This window comes from Streptomyces cinerochromogenes, assembly GCF_014648635.1.
GTDB classification, from domain to species: Bacteria; Actinomycetota; Actinomycetes; order Streptomycetales; family Streptomycetaceae; genus Streptomyces; species Streptomyces cinerochromogenes.
In genome coordinates this window covers 284,301-302,593 of record NZ_BMRM01000010.1, presented here as the reverse complement: position 1 = coordinate 302,593, position 18,293 = coordinate 284,301, and the positions used below count along the sequence as shown (strand labels likewise).

At 74.9% G+C, this 18,293-nt stretch carries 16 protein-coding genes; 10 read left to right on the top strand and 6 right to left on the bottom strand.

The window, feature by feature from the left end; translation table 11 throughout:
* The first annotated feature begins 1 nt into the window (after window position 1).
* Genes IEZ20_RS21455 through IEZ20_RS21435 form a run of 5 tightly spaced genes read left to right on the top strand, consistent with a single transcriptional unit; the run spans window position 2 to window position 8,074 of the window.
* On the top strand, window positions 2–4,696 hold the full coding sequence (locus tag IEZ20_RS21455) for a type I polyketide synthase (protein ID WP_189301143.1): 4,695 nt from the start codon (window positions 2–4) through the stop codon (window positions 4,694–4,696).
* Entirely contained in the window at window positions 4,693–5,013 is a 321-nt protein-coding gene (locus IEZ20_RS21450; RefSeq protein ID WP_189301141.1) for an acyl carrier protein, read from the top strand. The genes IEZ20_RS21455 and IEZ20_RS21450 overlap by 4 nt, the downstream gene beginning before the upstream one ends.
* Before the next feature lie 3 nt (window positions 5,014–5,016).
* Complete coding sequence (locus tag IEZ20_RS21445) at window positions 5,017–5,817, top strand: alpha/beta fold hydrolase (RefSeq protein ID WP_189301139.1); 801 nt, start codon at window positions 5,017–5,019, stop codon at window positions 5,815–5,817.
* Window positions 5,814–6,995 (top strand): glycosyltransferase, encoded by a 1,182-nt coding sequence (locus IEZ20_RS21440; RefSeq protein ID WP_189301137.1) that lies wholly within the window; start codon window positions 5,814–5,816, stop codon window positions 6,993–6,995. Before IEZ20_RS21445 ends, IEZ20_RS21440 begins: the two co-directional genes overlap by 4 nt.
* Complete coding sequence (locus IEZ20_RS21435; protein WP_189301134.1) at window positions 6,992–8,074, top strand: class I SAM-dependent methyltransferase; 1,083 nt, start codon at window positions 6,992–6,994, stop codon at window positions 8,072–8,074. The genes IEZ20_RS21440 and IEZ20_RS21435 overlap by 4 nt, the downstream gene beginning before the upstream one ends.
* 22 nt (window positions 8,075–8,096) lie before the next feature.
* On the opposite strand, the gene IEZ20_RS21430 is transcribed toward IEZ20_RS21435, so the two are convergent.
* Window positions 8,097–9,173 (bottom strand): lysylphosphatidylglycerol synthase transmembrane domain-containing protein, encoded by a 1,077-nt coding sequence (locus IEZ20_RS21430; RefSeq protein ID WP_229896169.1) that lies wholly within the window; start codon window positions 9,171–9,173, stop codon window positions 8,097–8,099.
* Window positions 9,174–9,432: 259 nt separating this feature from the next.
* Here IEZ20_RS21430 and IEZ20_RS21425 point away from each other — a divergent pair, with 259 nt between their 5' ends.
* Entirely contained in the window at window positions 9,433–10,077 is a 645-nt protein-coding gene (locus IEZ20_RS21425) for a DedA family protein (RefSeq protein WP_189301132.1), read from the top strand.
* Between the two features lie 18 nt (window positions 10,078–10,095).
* Here the strand turns inward: IEZ20_RS21425 and IEZ20_RS21420 are convergent, their stop codons facing one another.
* Complete coding sequence (locus IEZ20_RS21420; RefSeq protein WP_189301130.1) at window positions 10,096–10,623, bottom strand: gamma carbonic anhydrase family protein; 528 nt, start codon at window positions 10,621–10,623, stop codon at window positions 10,096–10,098.
* A gap of 109 nt (window positions 10,624–10,732) precedes the next feature.
* Between IEZ20_RS21420 and IEZ20_RS21415 the strand changes: the two genes are divergently transcribed.
* Complete coding sequence (locus IEZ20_RS21415; RefSeq protein WP_189301128.1) at window positions 10,733–11,497, top strand: acyltransferase; 765 nt, start codon at window positions 10,733–10,735, stop codon at window positions 11,495–11,497.
* Between the two features lie 21 nt (window positions 11,498–11,518).
* Here IEZ20_RS21415 and IEZ20_RS21410 read toward each other — a convergent pair whose 3' ends face one another.
* Entirely contained in the window at window positions 11,519–12,376 is an 858-nt protein-coding gene (locus IEZ20_RS21410; protein WP_189301126.1) for an EamA family transporter, read from the bottom strand.
* Window positions 12,377–12,485: 109 nt separating this feature from the next.
* Between IEZ20_RS21410 and IEZ20_RS21405 the strand changes: the two genes are divergently transcribed.
* Window positions 12,486–13,058 carry a helix-turn-helix domain-containing protein gene (locus IEZ20_RS21405; RefSeq protein WP_189301124.1) on the top strand — a complete coding sequence of 191 codons (573 nt, stop codon included), beginning with the start codon at window positions 12,486–12,488 and terminating at the stop codon, window positions 13,056–13,058.
* Between the two features lie 43 nt (window positions 13,059–13,101).
* Complete coding sequence (locus tag IEZ20_RS21400) at window positions 13,102–13,662, top strand: YbaK/EbsC family protein (RefSeq protein WP_189301121.1); 561 nt, start codon at window positions 13,102–13,104, stop codon at window positions 13,660–13,662.
* A 70-nt stretch (window positions 13,663–13,732) separates the two neighbouring features.
* On the opposite strand, the gene IEZ20_RS21395 is transcribed toward IEZ20_RS21400, so the two are convergent.
* Window positions 13,733–14,764 (bottom strand): cation diffusion facilitator family transporter, encoded by a 1,032-nt coding sequence (locus tag IEZ20_RS21395; protein WP_189301119.1) that lies wholly within the window; start codon window positions 14,762–14,764, stop codon window positions 13,733–13,735.
* A 61-nt stretch (window positions 14,765–14,825) separates the two neighbouring features.
* Here IEZ20_RS21395 and IEZ20_RS21390 point away from each other — a divergent pair, with 61 nt between their 5' ends.
* A complete protein-coding gene (locus IEZ20_RS21390) occupies window positions 14,826–15,185 on the top strand; it encodes an ArsR/SmtB family transcription factor (protein WP_229896168.1) in 360 nt (119 codons plus the stop codon).
* Between the two features lie 5 nt (window positions 15,186–15,190).
* On the opposite strand, the gene IEZ20_RS21385 is transcribed toward IEZ20_RS21390, so the two are convergent.
* Window positions 15,191–16,411 carry a 4-hydroxybenzoate 3-monooxygenase gene (locus tag IEZ20_RS21385; protein WP_189301117.1) on the bottom strand — a complete coding sequence of 407 codons (1,221 nt, stop codon included), beginning with the start codon at window positions 16,409–16,411 and terminating at the stop codon, window positions 15,191–15,193.
* Window positions 16,412–16,476: 65 nt separating this feature from the next.
* Window positions 16,477–18,111: an APC family permease gene (locus IEZ20_RS21380; RefSeq protein WP_189301115.1), complete on the bottom strand. Its 1,635-nt coding sequence runs from the start codon at window positions 18,109–18,111 to the stop codon at window positions 16,477–16,479.
* Window positions 18,112–18,293: the final 182 nt, after the last annotated feature.

The following is an 18,293-nucleotide window of genomic DNA, read 5'->3' as shown; positions in this document are numbered from 1 at the left end:
CATGACAGGACCGCAGAAGGGGCTCGCCGCGGAACCCCAGACGCCCGTCGCCATCACCGGGATGGCGGTGCTGCTGCCCGGCGCCCGCGACCTGGACGCCTACTGGAGCAACCTGCGCAGCGGCACCGACGCCATCACCGACGTCCCCGCGGACCGCTGGGACGCCGAGTACTACCGTCCCGGCCCGGCCGCCGGACCCGCCGTCGCGGGCCGGGTGTACTGCCGGCGCGGCGGATTCGTGGACGGCCCGCCCGAGGTGGAGGTCACCCGGTACGGCATCATGCCCGCCTCGGTGCCCGGCACCGAACCCGACCAGCTGATCGCCCTGGACGTGGCCGCCGCCGCGCTCGCCGACGCGGGCGGCACCGACCGGCTGCCCGACCGGCACCGCGTCGGCGTCGTCCTCGGCCGCGGCGGCTACCTCACCCCCGGCCTCGCCCGGCTGGACCAGCGGGTGCGCACCGCCCACCAGCTCACCCGCACCCTCGGCGAGCTGTTGCCCGACCTCGGACCCGGCCAACTCGAACGTGTCCGGGCCGCGTTCACCGAACGGCTCGGCACCGACAGCCCCGACGCCGCGATCGGCCTGGTCCCCAACCTCGCCGCCTCCCGCATCGCCAACCGCCTCGACCTGCGCGGCCCCGCCTACACCGTCGACGCCGCCTGCGCCTCCTCCCTCGTCGCCGTCGACCAGGCGGTCACCGCGCTCACCACCGGCCGCTGCGACCTGATGCTGGCCGGGGGAGTGCACCACTGCCACGACATCACCCTGTGGAGCGTCTTCTCCCAGCTCCGCGCGCTCTCCCCGACGGAACGCATCCGCCCCTTCCACCGCGACGCCGACGGCATCCTCATCGGCGAGGGCACCGGGGTCGTCGTACTCAAACGGCTCGCGGACGCCGAACGCGACGGCGACCGCGTCTACGCCGTGATCCGCGGCACGGGCGTGGCCGGCGACGGCCGTACGGCGGGGCTCGTCACGCCCGATCCGGGCGGGCAGACCCGGGCCGTGCGCCAGGCCTGGCGGGCCGCCGGACTCGACCCCGCCGCACCGGACTCGATCGGCCTGCTGGAGGCGCACGGCACCGCCACGCCCGCCGGGGACACCGCCGAACTCACCACCCTCGCCGAGGTGTTCGGGCCGGGTGCGGGCCACCTCCCGGACCCGGGCCGGCCGGTGCTCGGCTCGGTGAAGTCGATGATCGGCCACACCATGCCGGCGGCCGGAGTGGCGGGCCTGGTCAAGGCCGCGCTCGCCCTCCACCACCGCACCCTCCTGCCCACCCTGCACTGCGACGACCCCCATCCCGGCCTGGCCGCCACCCGCTTCCGCACCCTGGACCGGGCCCTGCCCTGGGAGACCGGGGGACACCGGACGCCCCGGCGGGCCGCGGTGAACGCCTTCGGCTTCGGCGGCATCAACGCGCACGTGGTCCTGGAGGAGGCCCCGGGCGGGAGACCCGGACCCGCCGTGCCCGCTCCCGCCCCGGACACCCGGAGCGCCGCCCGTGTCACCGAGCCCGAGCGCGTCCTCCTGCTCTCGGCCGACGGCGTGGACCCTCTCGCCGCCCTGCTCCGCGCCGACGACACGGCCGTGCTCGCCGCCGGGCTCGACCCGGCCCGCCCGCACACCGGCGCCGGCCCGGTCCGGCTCGGTGTCGTGGACCCGACCGCCAGACGCCTCGCCCTGGCCCGTCGCGCGGTCGCCAAGGGCGGGGCCTGGCACGGCCGCGGCGACGTGTGGTTCCGGCCGGGTCCGCTGCTCGGCCGGGCCGGCGGCAAGGTGGCGTTCGTCTTCCCCGGCCTGGAGGCGGACTTCGCGCCCCGCACCGACGACATCGCCGCCCGTTTCGGCCTGCCCCCGGCCCCCGCCGCAGGCCAGGACGTCCAGGTCGGTGACATCGGCCGGCACGGCTTCGGCGTCGTCGGCGTGGGCCGCCTGCTCGACCAGGCCCTGCGCCGGATGGGTGTCGTCCCGGACGCGGTCGCCGGACACAGCGTCGGCGAGTGGACCGCCATGGCCGCGGCCGGGCTGTACTCGGCGGCCGAAGTGGACGCGTTCATGGCCCGGTTCGACCCGGACACGGTCACCGTCCCCGGCCTCGTCTTCGCTGCCGTCGGCACCTCCGCCGCCCAGGTGCGGGCCGCGCTCGCCGCCGCCTGGGCGGACTCCGGGATCGTGCTCTCCCACGACAACGCGCCCCGCCAGTCCATGGTGTGCGGCCCCGGGCCGGCGGTGGCGGAGTTCGTCCGGGCGCTGCGCGCCGAGGGCGTGATCTGCCAGGTGCTGCCGTTCCGCTCCGGCTTCCACACACCGATGCTCGAACCGTTCCTCGCCCCCATCAAGGACGCCGCCGACCGCTTCCGGCTCCACCCGCCCACCGTGCCGGTGTGGTCCGGGACGACCGCGGCGCCCTTCCCCCGGGACGAGCCGGCGGTCCGCGACCTGTTCGTACGGCATCTGCTGGAGCCCGTCCGGTTCCGCGAACTGACCGAGGCCCTGTACGCCGCCGGCCACCGCGTCTTCGTGCAGACCGGGCCCGGCCGGCTGCCCTCCCTCATCGGCGACACCCTCGGCGACCACGACCACCTCGCCGTCGCCGCCAACTCGCCCCACGTCGGCGGCCTCGCCCAACTCCGGCGTGTGGCCACCGCCTTGTGGGCAGCGGGTGCGGCCGTGGCACCGAGCGCACCGCCCCGGGGTCCGGCGGCGGCCCGTCCCGCCGGTGCCCGTCCGTCCGTCCGCCTCGACCTCGGCAGCGCCCTGGTCTCCCTGGACGGACCCACCCGCGAGGCCCTGCGGGCGGATCTGCGGCCGGTGCCGAGGACAGGGGCGCTCGCCCCCGGTCACGCTCCGTCCGGCGCCCCGGCGCTCGACGACCTCGCCCGGCACCATCCGGCCGCCGCCGAACTCACCGCCCTCCTCCAGGACACCGCGACCACCGCGGCCGAGCTGATGGCGGCGAGCCGCGCACCGGGCGGCGGAGCGACCCCCGCTCCCACCGGGACCCCCGTCCCCGTCAAGCCCCACGCCGCCGTCGGCGCCCCCGCTGTCACCAATCCCCCCGCCCCCACCAATCCCCCCACCCCCACCACCTCCACCCCCGCCCCCACCACGACAACCCTCCGCGTCTGCCCCCACACCATGCCCCACCTCCTGGACCACTGCTTCTTCCCGCAACGCCCCGGCTGGCCCGACCTGGAGGACCGCTGGCCGGTGGTGCCCGCCACCACGATCGTCCGGCACATGACGGACGCGGCGGAGCGGGCGGCTCCCGGTCTGCGTGCCGTCGCCGTGCTCGGGGCCCGGTTCGACCGGTGGCTCACCGCCGTACCCCCCGTCGACGTCCCCGTCACCGTCACCCCGGAACCGGGCCGTCCGGACCGGGTCACGGTCACCTTCGGGTCCACCGCCCGCGCCGTGGTCGAACTCGCCCCGCACCACCCCGCACCGCCCCCGCCCGGTCCCCTCCCGGACACGCCCGAACGCCTCCCCGAGCACACCGCCGCCCAGCTCTACCGCGACCGGTGGATGTTCCACGGCCCGCGGTTCCAGGGCCTGACCGAGCTGACCGCCCTCGGTGAGCGGCACATCCGCGGGGTGATCACCGCGCCCGCGGCCCCCGGCGCCCTGCTCGACAACGTGGGCCAGCTGCTCGGCTACTGGATCATGGCGACCCGCACCGAGCGGACGGTCGTCTTCCCGGTGCGGCTGGGAGAGGTGCGGTTCCACGGACCGCACCCGGAACCCGGCACCGAGGTGCGCTGCCTGCTGCGGATCACCTCCCTCACGGACACCGTGCTGGAGGCGGACGCGGAGCTGACCGTCGGCGGCCGGGTGTGGGCCCGGCTGACCGGCTGGCAGGACCGCCGCTTCGACAACGACCCCACCACCCGGCCCGTCGAACGCTTCCCCGACCGCCACACCCTGTCCACGGCCCTTCCCGGCGGCTGGGCGCTGGTGCACGAGCGGTGGCCGGACCTCGCCTCCCGCGAGCTGATCATGCGCAACGCGCTGGGGAGCGCGGAGCGCGAGGCGTACGCGGCCCGCCCGCCGCGTGGGCGCCGGCAGTGGCTGCTCGGCCGGATCGCGGTCAAGGACGCCGTACGGCACTGGCTCTGGCAGCACGGCGAAGGACCGGTCTTCCCGGCGGAGATCCGGGTCGGCAACGACGGACTCGGCCGCCCGTACGCCACCGGGATCCACGGCCGCGAACTGCCCCCGCTGGACGTCTCGCTCGCCCACCGGGCCGAGGCGGCGGTGGCCATCGTCCGGCCGCACCGCCCGCAGCCCGGCCCGGGCATCGACATCGAGGAGGTCGCCGACCGCGGCCCGGCCACCCTGAGCACCGCGCTCGGCCTGTCCGAACTGCGGCTCCTGCACGCCCGGTGCGCGGACGGCGACACCCCGCGGGCCGTGTGGTTCACGCGGTTCTGGGCCGCCAAGGAGGCCGTCGCCAAGGCCGAGGGCGTCGGATTCGGCGGCCGCCCCCGGGACTTCGCCGTACTGGAGGCCGACCCCGACGGCGGCCGGCTCCTCGTCTCCGGCCGCCTGGAACGCGCCTACACCGTGCACTGCGCATCCGTGGCCAACCCGCCGAGCCTGCCGGAGCGCGCCTACGTGGTGGCCTGGACGACCGGCCCCGGAACCGTCGCCGCACCCCCCGACCCCGCAGCCGAGGAGTACTCCCGATGAACCCCACCCCGCCGGCCCCGGCGCAGCCCACCGCCGACACCGTGCTCGCCGAGGTCGGCGACATGCTGCGCACGGTCCTCGCGGAGTACGGCGACGACGACGTGGCGATCGGCATGTCCACCACCTTCAACCGCGACCTGGAGCTGGAGAGCATCGACCTGGTCACCCTGGCCGGTCTGCTGGAGGAGCGGTACGGACAGCGGGTCAACCTCGCCGAGTTCCTGGCCGGCATGGACTTCGACGAGATCGTCGACCTGACCGTCGGCCGGCTCGTGGAGCACGTGGTGTGGAGCCTGAAGACCACCCAGGCGGGCTGAGCCATGGCCATGGTCGACGCCGGCGGCATCCGGCTGCACGTCCAGCGCACCGGCCCCACGGACGGCCGCGCCCCGCACGCCACCGTCGTCCTCGTGCACGGACTGCTCACCGACAGCCTGGCCAGCTACTACTTCACCGTCGCCCCCGCCTTCGCGGCGGCCGGACTCGACGTCGTCATGTACGACCTGCGCGGCCACGGCCGCAGCGAGCGCCCGCCGCACGGCTACACCCTCGACCACAACATCGCGGACCTGGAGGCCCTGCTCGCCCGGCTGGCCGTCACCGGGCCCGTGCACCTGGTCGGCAACTCCTACGGCGGCACCATCGCCTTCGGCTACGCGGCCCGCCACCCAGGCCGCGTGGCCAGCCTGACCCTGATCGAGTCCGAGCCGGCGACGGCCGCCTGGGCCGCGAAACTCGGCCGCATCCTGCGCCGGGTGACCACCGAACTCGCGCACAACGAGCGGGACGCGCTCGCCTGGATCACCGCCCATCGCGGCCACAACACCGCCCGTCTCGCCCGGGGCGCGGCCCGGCTGGCCCGCGAGACCACCCTCGGCCGGGACATCCCCGCCAGCCGGGTCCTCACCGAGGCCCAGATCAGGGCCGTGCGCTGCCCGGTCCTCGGTGTGTACGGGGGCGACTCCGACCTGGCGGATCTGGTGCCGGAGCAGCGGCGGCTGCTGACGGACTTCCGGGCGGTCGTCCTGCCCGGGCACGAGCACTCCGTCCTGGTCGAGGCGCCCGGCACCGTCGGCGGGCACATCCTGGACCTGGTCGGCGCGGGGGCGGGTGTCCGGTGAGCGGCTTCCTCTTCGTCGTGCCGCCGCTGACCGGGCACATCAACCCCGCCGTCGGCGTCGCCGCCCGGCTCTCGGCGCACGGCCACCGGGTCGCCTGGGCGTGTGCCGACCCGGCGCTGGTACGGCGGCTCGCGGGCGCGGACGCCGTCGTGTTCGACTGCGCGGGACCGGTGCCGGGTGCCCCGGGTGCCGTACGGCCGCCCGGGCTGCGGGGCGCGGAGGCGCTGCGGTTCCTGTGGGAGTGGTACCTGCTGCCGCTCGCCGACGCGATGGCACCGGGGGTCGCCGCGGCCGTCGCCGCGTTCCGCCCCGATGCGGTCGTCGCCGACCAGCAGGCCTTCGCCGGCGCCCTGGTGGCCGAGCGTCTCGGACTGCCCTGGGCCACCTCGGCGACCACGTCCGCCGAGTTCAGCGGCGCCTACGACGGCCTGCCCAAGGTCGCCGCCTGGCTCCGCGAGCGCCTGGCCGGGCTGCGCACCCGGATCGGCGACCCGTCCGGCACCGCCGACCCGCGCTCCTCACCCCACCTGCTGCTGGTGTTCAGCGCCCCCGAACTCATCGGTCCCCGGGCGCCGTCGGCCCGGCACATCCACTACGTCGGCCCGTCGCTCACCGGCCGCCCGGCCGGACCGGACTTCCCCTGGGAACGGCTGGACCACCGCCGGGCCAAGGTCCTGGTGACCCTCGGCACGGCCAACGCGGACGCCGGCGCCCGGTTCCTCGCCGAGGCCCTGGCCGCGCTGCGGGACCGCGCCGGCCGGATCCAGGCGGTGATCGCCGACCCGGCCGGCACCCTGTCCGCGGCGCCGGACGACAAGGACGTCCTGCTCCTGCCGTCCGTGCCCCAGCTCGCGCTGCTGGAGCGGATGGACGCCGTGGTCTGCCACGCCGGGCACAACACCGTGTGCGAGGCCCTGTGGCACGGCGTCCCGCTGGTCGTCGCGCCCATCCGGGACGACCAGCCGGTGGTGGCGGGACAGGTCGTGGACTCCGGCGCCGGCGTCCGGGTCCGCTTCGGCCGGGTCACCGCGGCCCGCCTGGGCGACGCCCTCGACACCGTCCTGCACGACCCCGCCCACCGGGCCGCCGCCGCCCGGATCAGCGCCGCGTTCCGCGCGGCGGGCGGCGCCCCGGCCGCGGCGGCCCACCTCGAACGACTGGCAGGGGAGAGCCGATGACAGACGCCCGTCAGCAGGGTCCCGGTGACAGGGCGGCCCGCGTCGCCGCCCTGCGCCCCGCCTACCGGGCCGACCTGGACGCCGGCACCGACCGCTTCCTCGCCCCCCGGCGCACCACCTGCCCCTGGTGCGCGTCCACCCGCCTCACCCCCCGCCTGCACACCACCGACCTGCTCCAGCACAAGCCCGGCCGCTTCACCCTGGACCGCTGCGCCGACTGCGGCCACGTCTTCCAGAACCCCCGGCTGACCGCCGAGGGGCTGGAGTTCTACTACCGGGACTTCTACGACGGCCTCGGCGAGCAGCGGATGAGCGGCACCTTCGGCGGGCGCGGCGCGATGTACCGGGGCCGGGCCGAGGCCATGCTGCCGTACGACCCCGCCCCGAAGACCTGGCTGGACGTCGGCACCGGCCACGGCCACTTCTGCGCGGCGGCCCGCACCGTCCTGCCGGACACGTCGTTCGACGGGCTGGACTTCACCGACGGCGTCGACATCGCCGCCCGCGAGGGCCGCGTGGACCACGCCCACCGCGGCGCCCTCCCCGACCTGGCCCCCGAACTCGCCGCCCGCTACGACGTGGTGAGCATGTTCCACTACCTGGAGCACAGCACCGACCCCGACCGCGAACTGCGCGCCGCCCGCCAGGTCGTCCGCCCCGGCGGCCACCTCCTCGTCGAGGTGCCGGACCCGGAGAGCCGCTACGCCCGGCTCCTCGGCCGCTGGTGGCTGCCCTGGCTCCAGCCGCAGCACCTGCACCTGATGCCGGTCGCCAACCTGCGCCGCCGGCTCACCGACCTCGGATTCACGGTGGTGGCGGAACAGCACGCCGAGCCCCACGACCCGGTGGACCTGCTGGCCGCCGTCTGGCTGGCGCTCGACCACACCGCCCCGCGCGAGGACGCACCCTGGCTCCCCGAACCCCCCGGCCCCCTGCGCCGCGCCGCCCGCACCGCGCTCCTCCTGGCCGGCGTCCCCGGGCTCCTGGCCGCCACGCTCGTCGACCGCCTGGTGATCCGCCCCCTGTCCCACCGCCTGGGCCTGTCCAACGCCTACCGCCTGGTGGCTCGCCGGACCTGACCCCTCGGCGCCCCCGAAGGCGTCACAGCACCCTCGCCCGGATCAGCGCCGACAGCACCACCGCCCCCGGCACCAGCGGCAGCCAGTCGAGCAGCACCCGGTACCCGATGACGGTCGCGGTGGCCGCCGTCGCCGAGGAGCCGAAGGCGACCAGGGTCCACACCAGCGCCGCGTCGACCGCGAGCCCGCCCGGCGCGGGCACCGCCCCGACCGCCGTGCCCGCCGCCAGGTGGGCGAGCACGACCTGCTGCCAGGGCAGCCCCAGCCCGAGCGAGGCCCCCACACAGGCCAGGGCGCCCGCCTGCACCAGCGGCATCGCGACCGCCCCGCCCCACAGGGCCAGCACCCGGCGGGGCCGGCGGTGCACCACCCGCGCGTCGGCGAGGGCGGAGCGCAGCAGCCCGGCCACCGGCCGCCGCAGCGGTCGTACGACCGTGAGCAGCACCCCCGCCACCGTGACCGCCCCGGCCGCGACGGCGGCGAGCGGCAGCAGCAGCCGCCCGTCCGGTACCAGGTCCCGCAGGCGCCGCCAGTCCGGCGACGCGGCGAGGAACGCCAGCAGCACCAGCGTCTTCGCCGAGGACCGGGCCAGCGAGTACAACCCGATCGAGGCGGTCGCCCGCTCCAGCGGCACGCCCCGGCCGCGCAGGAAGCGCAGGGTGACGGCGTGGGCGCCGAGCCCGCCGGGAGCGACGTGGTTGGCGGCGCCCGCGGCGAACTGGGAGGCGAGCAGCAGTCCCGGCGGCAGCGGATCGGGCAGCGCGCCCTGCCGGGCACAGGAGGCGGCCACCCAGGTCAGGCAGGTGAAACCGGCTCCGGCCAGCAGCCACCAGGGGTCGGCCGCGACCAGCCGCCGCACCCCTTCGTCCAGCACGGGCCGGTTGGCCACGGCCCAGCAGGCGGCGAGCAGGAGGGGCGCCAGGCACAGGGCCAGCCGCACCGGCCGGGCCGCCCGGCGGGACACCGGGCGGGTCGCCGCCCGGGCGCACGCGGGCCGCGGGCCGGTGAGCGACGGGGAGGGCGGGGAGACGGAGGGGCACACCGGGGAGGGCGGGGAGCCGGAGGGGGACGCCGGGGAGAGCGGGGGCAGTGGGGACACGGGGACGTCGTCCTTCCGCGGCGGGCCCCACGCTGGGGGCCTGGGGGAGGCGGGCGGGCGGAACCGCGGAGAGCCTTCCCCTCCCGCGTGACACCGGGATGGCCGGAATCGTAAGGGGCGAGGGCGGGACGGTGCCGCCGGTGCGGGCGCGGGCGGGCGGCCGTTCGGCGCCGACCAGGTAGCCTTCCCTTGGGGCGCGCTTTACATGCGGCGGCCCGGGAAGCCGGAGAGCAGCACAGCGACTGGGGAGGAACCGGCGGTGCACGTCCAGGATTGGCTCGACTCGGTGCCGGCGGCCGCCGTGTACGCCGTGGTGGCCCTGGTGATCGGTCTGGAGAGCCTGGGCATCCCGCTGCCGGGGGAGATCATCCTGGTCTCCGCGGCGCTGATGTCCTCCCAGCACACGGGCGTCAACCCGGTCGTCCTGGGCGCCTGCGCGACCGCGGGCGCGGTGATCGGCGACTCCATCGGATACGCCATCGGCCGCAAGGGCGGACGCCCGCTGCTGGCCTGGCTCGGCAGGAAGTTCCCGCGCCACTTCAGCGCCGGACATGTGGCGACCGCCGAGCGGTCCTTCGAGAAGTGGGGCATGTGGGCGGTCTTCTTCGGCCGTTTCGTCGCCCTGCTGCGCATCTTCGCCGGCCCCCTCGCGGGTGTCCTCCACATGCCGTACTGGAAGTTCCTGACCGCCAACGTCCTCGGCGGCATCTGCTGGGCCGGCGGCACCACGGCCGTCATCTACTACGTCGGCATCGTCGCCGAGGACTGGCTGAAGCGCTTCTCCTACGTGGGGCTGGCCGCGGCGGTCCTCATCGGCCTGGCCTCGATGCTGGTCCTGAAGCGCAAGGCGAAGAAGGCCCAGCCGGCCGAGCGGGAAGCGGAGCCGGTGAACGCGGGGGACTGACCGACCCCCGCGACGCTCCTACTGGTGCACCTCCTTGTGCGCCTTGCCCAACTCGGCGTACAAGGTGCCGTTGAGGGTGACCCCTTCCCGTTCCTCCTCGGAGAGCGGCCGCTTCACCCGGGCCGGCACCCCCGCCACCAGCGACCCCGGCGGCACCACCATCCCCTGCGGTACCAGGGCCTGGGCCGCGACCAGGGACCCGGCCCCGATCACCGCCCCGTTCAGCACGGTCGCCCCCATCCCGATGAGGCAGTCGTCCTCCACGGTCGCCCCGTGCACCACCGCGTTGTGCCCGACGGACACCCGCTCCCCGACGGTCACCGGGAAGCCGGGATCGGCGTGCAGGGTGACGTTGTCCTGCACGTTCGCCTGCGCGCCCACGGTGATCCGCTCGACGTCCCCGCGCAGGACGGCCCCGTACCAGACGCTGGCCCCCGCGTGCAGCGTGACGTCCCCGATCACGGACGCCGTGGGCGCCACGAACGCCTCCGGATCGATCCGCGGCTCCTTGCCCCCGATACCCACGACCAGCGCCTGCTGCGTCATCACCGTCTCCTCGTGTCGGCAGTACACGGCACGGTACGACACCGGGTGGGGCAAAGATCACAGCAGCCCGCCCTCTGCGCGGGAGGCAACCGGTGAGTAACGTGACCCCGTGCCGAAGCGCAAGAACACGTTCTCATCCTGGCGGCGGGGTCTGGCCCAGCGAGCCGTCCACGCGGCCTGGTCCTGGGTGCAGCGCAGCGGCTCCGTCACGGCCGAGCACCCGGCGGGGTACCGCTTCGGCGCGCTCGGCGAAGCCACCCGCCTGGCCTTCCCGCTCGGCACGATCTTCGGCGAACCCTGGATCCGGATCGGTTCCTGCTGCATCATCGCCGAGCAGGTCACCCTCACCGCCGGCCTGATGCCCGACCTGGACCTCGGCCCGGACCCGATCCTGCGCATCGGCGACGGCGTGGTCCTCGGCCGCGGCAGCCATGTCATCGCGGACACGGCGGTCACCATCGGCAGCGACTGCTACTTCGGCCCGTACGTCTACGTCACCTCCACCAACCACTCCTACGACGACCCGCACGAGCCCATCGGCCGGCAGTGGCCGCGGATGGAGCCGGTCGAGATCGGCCCGGGCTGCTGGATCGGCACCGGCGCGGTGATCCTGCCGGGCGCGCGGATCGGCCGGAACGTGGTCGTGGCGGCCGGTGCGGTGGTCCGGGGCACGGTGCCCGACCACGCGGTGGTGGCGGGGGCGCCCGCCAGGGTCGTACGGCGCTGGACACCCGAGGACGGCTGGCAGCCGCCGCTGCGGACGCCCGCCCCGGTGCCGATACCGGACGGCATGACGCCGGGGCAGCTGCGGGCGCTGGCGGACCTGGACGAGGAGGCGGTGGCGCGGCTGGCCGCGCTGGAGCCGGAGGGCTGACCGCGGGCCGGTCCGGCCGGCTCAGCCGGTCGCCAGCAGCAGCGTGCCCAGCAGGGCGAGACCGGCCCCCGCCGCCTGGATCGCGCGGAGCCGTTCGCTGAGGAAGCCGCGGGCGGCGAGCGCGGTGACCACCGGATACAGCGAGGCGAGCACCGCCGCGACGGTGACCGGGCCGCTCCGGGCGGCGATCGCGTAGGTGCCGTTCGCGGCCACGTCGGCCAGCCCCACGAAGGCCAGCGCGGGCAGCGAGGTCCAGGGGAAGCCGCCCTCCGGCAGGGCGGCTCGACCGCGCCGGACGGAGACGGCGAGCGCGGCCCCGCCCACCGCGATGTTCGTCAGCCGCTGCACGAAGAGGGCGAGGAACAGACCGGTGACGTCGGTCGAGGCCTCCGCGATCAGCGCGAACACCGTGCCGAAGCCGAGCGCCGCGACCAGGGTGAGCAGGACCGCCCGCCGCTGCACGGCCGCGCCCCTGAGCTGGGGGCCGCCGGCGAGGACGACCCCCGTGACGGCGACGGCGATCCCGGCGACCTGGAGCAGCCCGGGCCGCTCGCCGAGGACGAGACCGACGCCGACCGGCACGGCGACGCTGAGGGTGGCGAGGGGCGAGACGACTCCCATGGGGCCGAGGGCGAGGGCCTGGTAGAAGGAGAGCAGGGCCACCGGTCCGACCACGCCCGCGGCGAAGGCGAACCACAGCCGGGGCCCGGCCTCGCTCCAGCCGCCGGTGGCCGGCACGATCACGCCCAGGACGGCCGCCGCGACGGCCTGCGAGACGACCACCACGGTCAGCGCGGGGGTGCGCCGGGTCAGCAGTCCGCCGCCGAAGTCGGCCAGCCCCCAGAGCAGGCTGGTGGTCAGGGCGAAGAATGCTGTCACGGCCGGCCTCGCAGTACAGTTCGGTGGACACTCGGGTGCACCGAACCGTAGTTCAGTGAGATGTACTACGCCATCCAGAATATTGACCTTCCCGGATATTGGACACAACGTGTCGGACCTCGACCTCCTGACCCAGTCCCTGGCGCGCAACGTCAGGCACTGGCGCTCGGTGCGCGGCTTCACGCTCGACGTGCTCGCCGCCCGGGCGGGCGTCAGCCGCGGCATGCTCATCCAGATCGAGCAGGCGCGCACCAACCCCAGCATCGGCACCGTCGTCAAGATCGGCGACGCGCTCGGCGTCAGCATCACCACGCTCCTCGACTACGAGCAGGGGCCGAAGGTCCGCGTGGTCCCCGCCGACCGCGCCGTACGGCTCTGGCACACCGAGGCCGGCAGCTACAACCGGCTGCTCGCCGGCACGGAGGCGCCCGGCCCGCTGGAGATGTGGGACTGGCGGCTGATGCCGGGGGAGACCAGCCCCTCCGAACCGCACCCCTCCGGCACGGTCGAGCTGGTCCACGTCACCGCGGGCGAGCTGACCCTCACCGTCGAGGGTGAGGAGTACCGCGTCCCGGCGGGCGCGAGCGTCTCCTTCGAGGCCAACGTCCCGCACCGGTACGGCAACCAGGGCGAGGAGCCGATGGAGATGATCATGGCCGTCTCCGTCCCGCCCGTACCCTGAGACTCGGCCGCGACGGGCGGGCACGCCTTGCTAGCGTGCGGCCATGCGCGCACCCATCGGAGACTTCGACACCGCGACCCCCGCCCCGGACTGCCTGGACGAACTGACCGCTCCGGTCGCCGACGCCCTGCGCGACTGGCGGGGCACGGTCCCCGCCGACCGGATCCTGTACGTCGACACCGAGCCGCAGTGGGCCGACACGGCCGTCTTCGTGGAGCACTACGGCCGGGACCTGCTGGAGCAGTCGGCGAACTGCGTGGTGGTCGCGGGCAAGCGGGCCGGTGAGACCACCCTGGCCGCGTGCGTGGTGCCGTCCGCCGCCCGGGTCGACGTCAACGGGGTCGTCCGCCGTCAACTGGGCGCCCGCAAGGCCTCGTTCGCCTCGATGGAGACGGCGACCGGCGAGACCGGCATGGAGTACGGCGGCATCACCCCGATCGGCCTGCCCACCGCATGGCCGGTCCTGCTGGACCCGGCCGTCGTGGACCTCCCCTACGTCCTGGTCGGCAGCGGCCGCCGCCGCGGCAAACTCCTGGTCCCCGGCAAGGCCCTCACCGAACTCCTCGGCGCGGTGGTCGTGGAGGGCCTGGGCGTGCCCGCCTGACCCGCCCCGCCCCGCCCCGTCGGTCGTCCGGTCCCGTTCGGCCGCGCGCCGCGGCGTGCCCCGGTCGCTGTCACCCCACCGCGTGGTGGGCCAGCGTCAGATGGGGGTCCGCCTCTCCCGGGGCCGGTGCCGGGTCCGCGTGGACCAGGGCCGCGGTCAGGCGGGGTACGGCGTGGAGCAGGGCGTGTTCCGCCTCGACGGCGATGGCGTGGGCCTGGCGCAGCGTCGCCCCGCCGTCCACCACCACCGTCAGTTCGGCACGCAGCCGGTGTCCGATCCAGCGCAGCCGCAGCTCGCCCACCTCCCGGACCCCCCGCACCGCGCGTACCGCGTGCTCGGCCCGGTCCACCAGGGCCGGGTCGACGGCGTCCAGGATCCGCCGGAACACCTCCCGGGCCACGTCCCGCAGGACCAGCGCGATCGCGGCCGTGATCACCAGGCCGACGACCGGATCGGCCAGGTCCCAGCCCAGCGCCGAGCCGCCCGCGCCGAGGAGCACCGCCAGCGAGGCGTAGCCGTCGGTGCGGGCGTGCAGGCCGTCGGCGACCAGCGCGGCGGAGCCGATCTCCCGGCCCACCCGGATCCGGTACCGGGCCACCCACTCGTTCCCGGCGAAACCGAGCAGCGCCGCCAGCGCCACCGCAGGCACCTGCGTCACCGGGCGCGGTTCCAGCAGCCGGCCGAGGGCCGCCCAGGCGGCGAAGGCCGCGGAGGCCGCGATGGTCAGCACGATCACCAGACCGGCGAGGTCCTCGGCCCGGCCGTACCCGTAGGTGAACCGCCGGGTCGCCGCCCGCCGGCCCAGCACGAAGGCGATGCCGAGGGGGACGGCGGTCAGCGCGTCCGCCGCGTTGTGCACCGTGTCGCCGAGCAGCGCCACCGACCCGGAGAGGGCCACCACGGCCGCCTGCGCCAGCGCCGTCGCCCCCAGCACCGCCAGCGACACCCACAGCGCGCGCATGCCGCGCGCCGAGGACTCCAGGGCCGGGTCGACTTTCCCGGCGGTCTCGTGGGAGTGCGGGGTGAGCAGGTGGGCCAGTCGGTGCCGCAGGCCGGCGGAGTGGCGCGGATGTGCGTGGGGGTGGTGGTGCCGGTCGCTCACGTCGGTCCCCTTCCGGTGTGCGGGAGTGGACGCTCGGCGCCCACGGAGCCATTATGTGCGTATGAGCGCACGCATGCACCTGTCACCTGCGCACCATGCGCACGAGCGCAGCCCGGGCGAGGAGCACTTCGCGCTCGCCGCCGACCTCCTCGCCCTGCTCGGCGACCGCACCCGGCTCGCCCTGCTGCACACCCTGACCGCCGGCGAGGCCGACGTCACCACCCTCACCGAGGCGTGCGGAGCCGCCCGCCCGGCCGTCAGCCAGCACCTGGCCCGGCTGCGGCTGGCCGGCCTGGTGGACACCCGCAAGGAGGGCCGCCGGGTCGTCTACTCACTGCGCCACGGGCATCTGCGGCGGCTGGTGGAGGAGGCCCTGAAGACGGCGGACCATCGCCTCGCCGACGGCCGGCCGGCGCGCTAGACGGGTCAGAACGCGCCGGCCGTGCCCAGGTACTGCTCGGCGAAGGCGGCCGCCGCCGCGGGCGAGGTGAACAGCCGGCGCAGGCGGGCCAGCGTGGTTCCGGCCCGGTAGGGGTCGCCGCAGGAGGCGCCGTGGTAGATCTCCGAGAGCCACTGCGAGAACTCCTGGTAGTCCCACACCCGGCGCAGGCAGGCGTCCGAGTAGCCGTCCAGGCCCGAGGAGTCGCCCGTCGTCAGCTGCGCGACCAGCGCGTCACCGAGCAGGAACGCGTCGTTCAGCGCCAGGTTCATGCCCTTCGCGGCGATCGGCGCCACGAGGTGCGCGGCGTCGCCGGCCAGGAAGAGACGGCCGGACACCATGGGTTCGACGACGTAGTTGTGCATGTCCAGCACCCGCTTCTCCAGCAGCCGCCCCTCCGTCAGCGGAGGGCGGTCCGCCGCGCCGAGACGCCGCTGCAACTCGTCCCAGACGCGCTCGTCCGACCAGGCGCCCGGGTCGTCGCCGGGCGGGCACTGGAGGTAGTAGCGGGTCATCCGGGGACTGCGGGGCATGTGCCCGGCGAACCCGTCCGCGTGCATCCCGAACAGCACGCAGTCGGCGGACGGCGGTGCCTCGGCCAGCAGCGCCAGCCAGCCGATGCCGTAGTCGTGCCGGGAGATCCGCGTCCGCGCGGGCAGCGCGGCCCGGCTCGCTCCCCGGGCCCCGTCGCAGCCGGCGACGAACGCGCAGTGCACCAGCTGCCGTTCGCCGCTGTCCGGGTCGGTGTAGGAGACGGCGGGCCGGTCCGAGTCCAGGTCGTGCAGCCGTACGTCCCGCACGCCGAAGCGGATCTGTCCGCCGCGCACGTCGGCGTACTCGCGCACCAGGTCGGTCACGAGCAGCGGCTGCGGATAGACCCAGTGGTGACGTCCCGTCAGCTCCGCGTAGGCGAAGCGGTGACCGCGGCCGTCGAAGCGGAACTCGCACGCGGAGTGCCGCTCCGCGCGCGCCGACAGGCCGGCGGCCAGGCCGCGTCGCTCCAGGCCGCGTACGACCCACTCCTCGATGACGCCGGCGCGGGGCCGCTGTTCGATGAACGCCCTGCTCTCGGTCTCCAGGACCAGGCAGTCGACACCGGCGGCCCGCAGGATGTTCCCGACGGTCAGTCCGGCCGGTCCGGCGCCCACGACGACGACCGGGAAGCGGGTGGCGGCAGGGGAGTGGGGGTGGGGGGAGGGAGACGTCACGCGAGCATTATGACGGTGTCCCGTCAGACGAGCCGACGGGACACCGGGGTGCGGGAGGGGCGGGGTCAGTGCGCGGGCGCGTCCGTGACCACGACCTCGTCGATGCTCCGCTCGATCGCCTCGGGCTGCGACGCGGTGGCCTTGGCCCAGTAGTAGATGACCAGGGAGAACGCCGCGACGACCAGGATGTCCCACCACAGCGGGATGGTGCCCCGGCCGCCGAAGCCGCCCAGCCAGGAGATCGCACCGAGACCGGCCAGATAGGCGGGCAGCCACTGCGCGGCCCTGAAGTCCAGCCGGGGCGCGCCGGGCAGCCGCTTGCTGGTGGCGTACCAGGCGTAGGAGCCCAGCAGCACGTAGCCGAGCAGGATCGCGAAGCCCAGCCGCCACAGGGTGTCCCAGCCGGCCCAGTAGATGATCAGGTTGGCGACCACGAACGACAGCGGCGAGATGAACTTGCCGCCGGGCAGCCGGTAGGGGCGCTCGAAGTGCGGCAGCCGGTCGGCGAACACGCCGTAGGCCAGCGGCGCGCCCGCGTACATCAGCACGCTCGCCGAGGTGATGAAGCCGACCAGCTCCTGCCAGCTCGGGAACGGCAGGAAGCAGACCACACCGGTGACGAACGACATCAGCAGGCCGAACCACGGCACACCGCGCTTGTCGGTCTTCGCGAAGGCCTTCGGCGCGTAGCCGTTCTTGGCCAGGCCGAAGGAGACGCGCGAGGTCGCGGTGGTGTAGATCAGGCCGGTGCCGCCGGGGGAGATGATCGCGTCCACGTAGAGCACCCAGCCCAGCCAGCCCAGACCCACGAGGGTCGCCAGGCCCGCCCAGGGGCCGCTGATACCGGCGAAGTCCAGCTTGGCCCAGCCGTGGGCGAAGGAGGCGTGCGGCAGCGCGGCGATGAACACGACCTGCAGCAGGATGTAGATCACGGCGCCGATCGCCACCGAGCCGAGGGTCGCCCGCGGCAGGTCGCGCTTCGGGTTGCGGCTCTCGCCCGCCAGCTGGATCGCCTGCTCGAAGCCGAGCAGCGCGAAGATGATGCCGCTGGAGCTGATGGCACCGAGGACGCCCTTGGCGCCGAACGGCGCGAAGCCCTCCGAGGTGAAGTTGCTCGCGTGGAAGTTGCCCACCGCGATGACGAAGATCGCCCCGAGCGGGACGGCGATCTTCCACCAGGTGGCGGCGCTGTTGGTGTGCGCCAGGGCCCGGACGCCGAAGAAGTTGACGCCGACGAAGACCGCCATCAGGGCCACGGCCGTGAGGAAACCGCTGGTCGTGAGGGTTCCGTCGGTGTGCTGCAGGCTCTGGGCCCACTTCCAGTGACCGGCGTAGCCGATCATGGCCTCGACCTCGATCGGGGCCACGGTGGCGGCCTGCAGCCAGGCGAACCAGCCGAAGGACATGCCGGCCAGGCCGCCGAACGCGTAGTGCGGGTAGCGGGCCGTGCCGCCCGCCACCGGGAACATGCCGCCCAGCTCGGCGTGGACGAGCGCCAGCAGCACGATCGCGATCGTGCCGATCACCCAGGAGATGATCGCCGCCGGGCCGGCCACGACGACCGCCTTCTCGGCGCCGTAGAGCCAGCCGGAGCCGATGATGGAGCCCACGGAGGCCCACATCAGGCCGATCAGTCCGACGTCGCGGCGCAGACCGCCGGACTCCGTCGCGGCCTGTGGCAAGGCGTCGACTTTCGCCATGTCAAGTGGCCTCTCAGTTCGTGAACGCAGAATTAACGAGCAAGGAGGCACAGGCTAGGAACGCATTCGACGTCTGCAAAAGACTGTTTTCCAAAACTTGACCCAGGATCTTGTCTGCCTTGGGAACAGCGGTGAGTGCTGTCTTGGTTACAGCCTTCGCGCAGCTCAGACGGCTGGTCAGA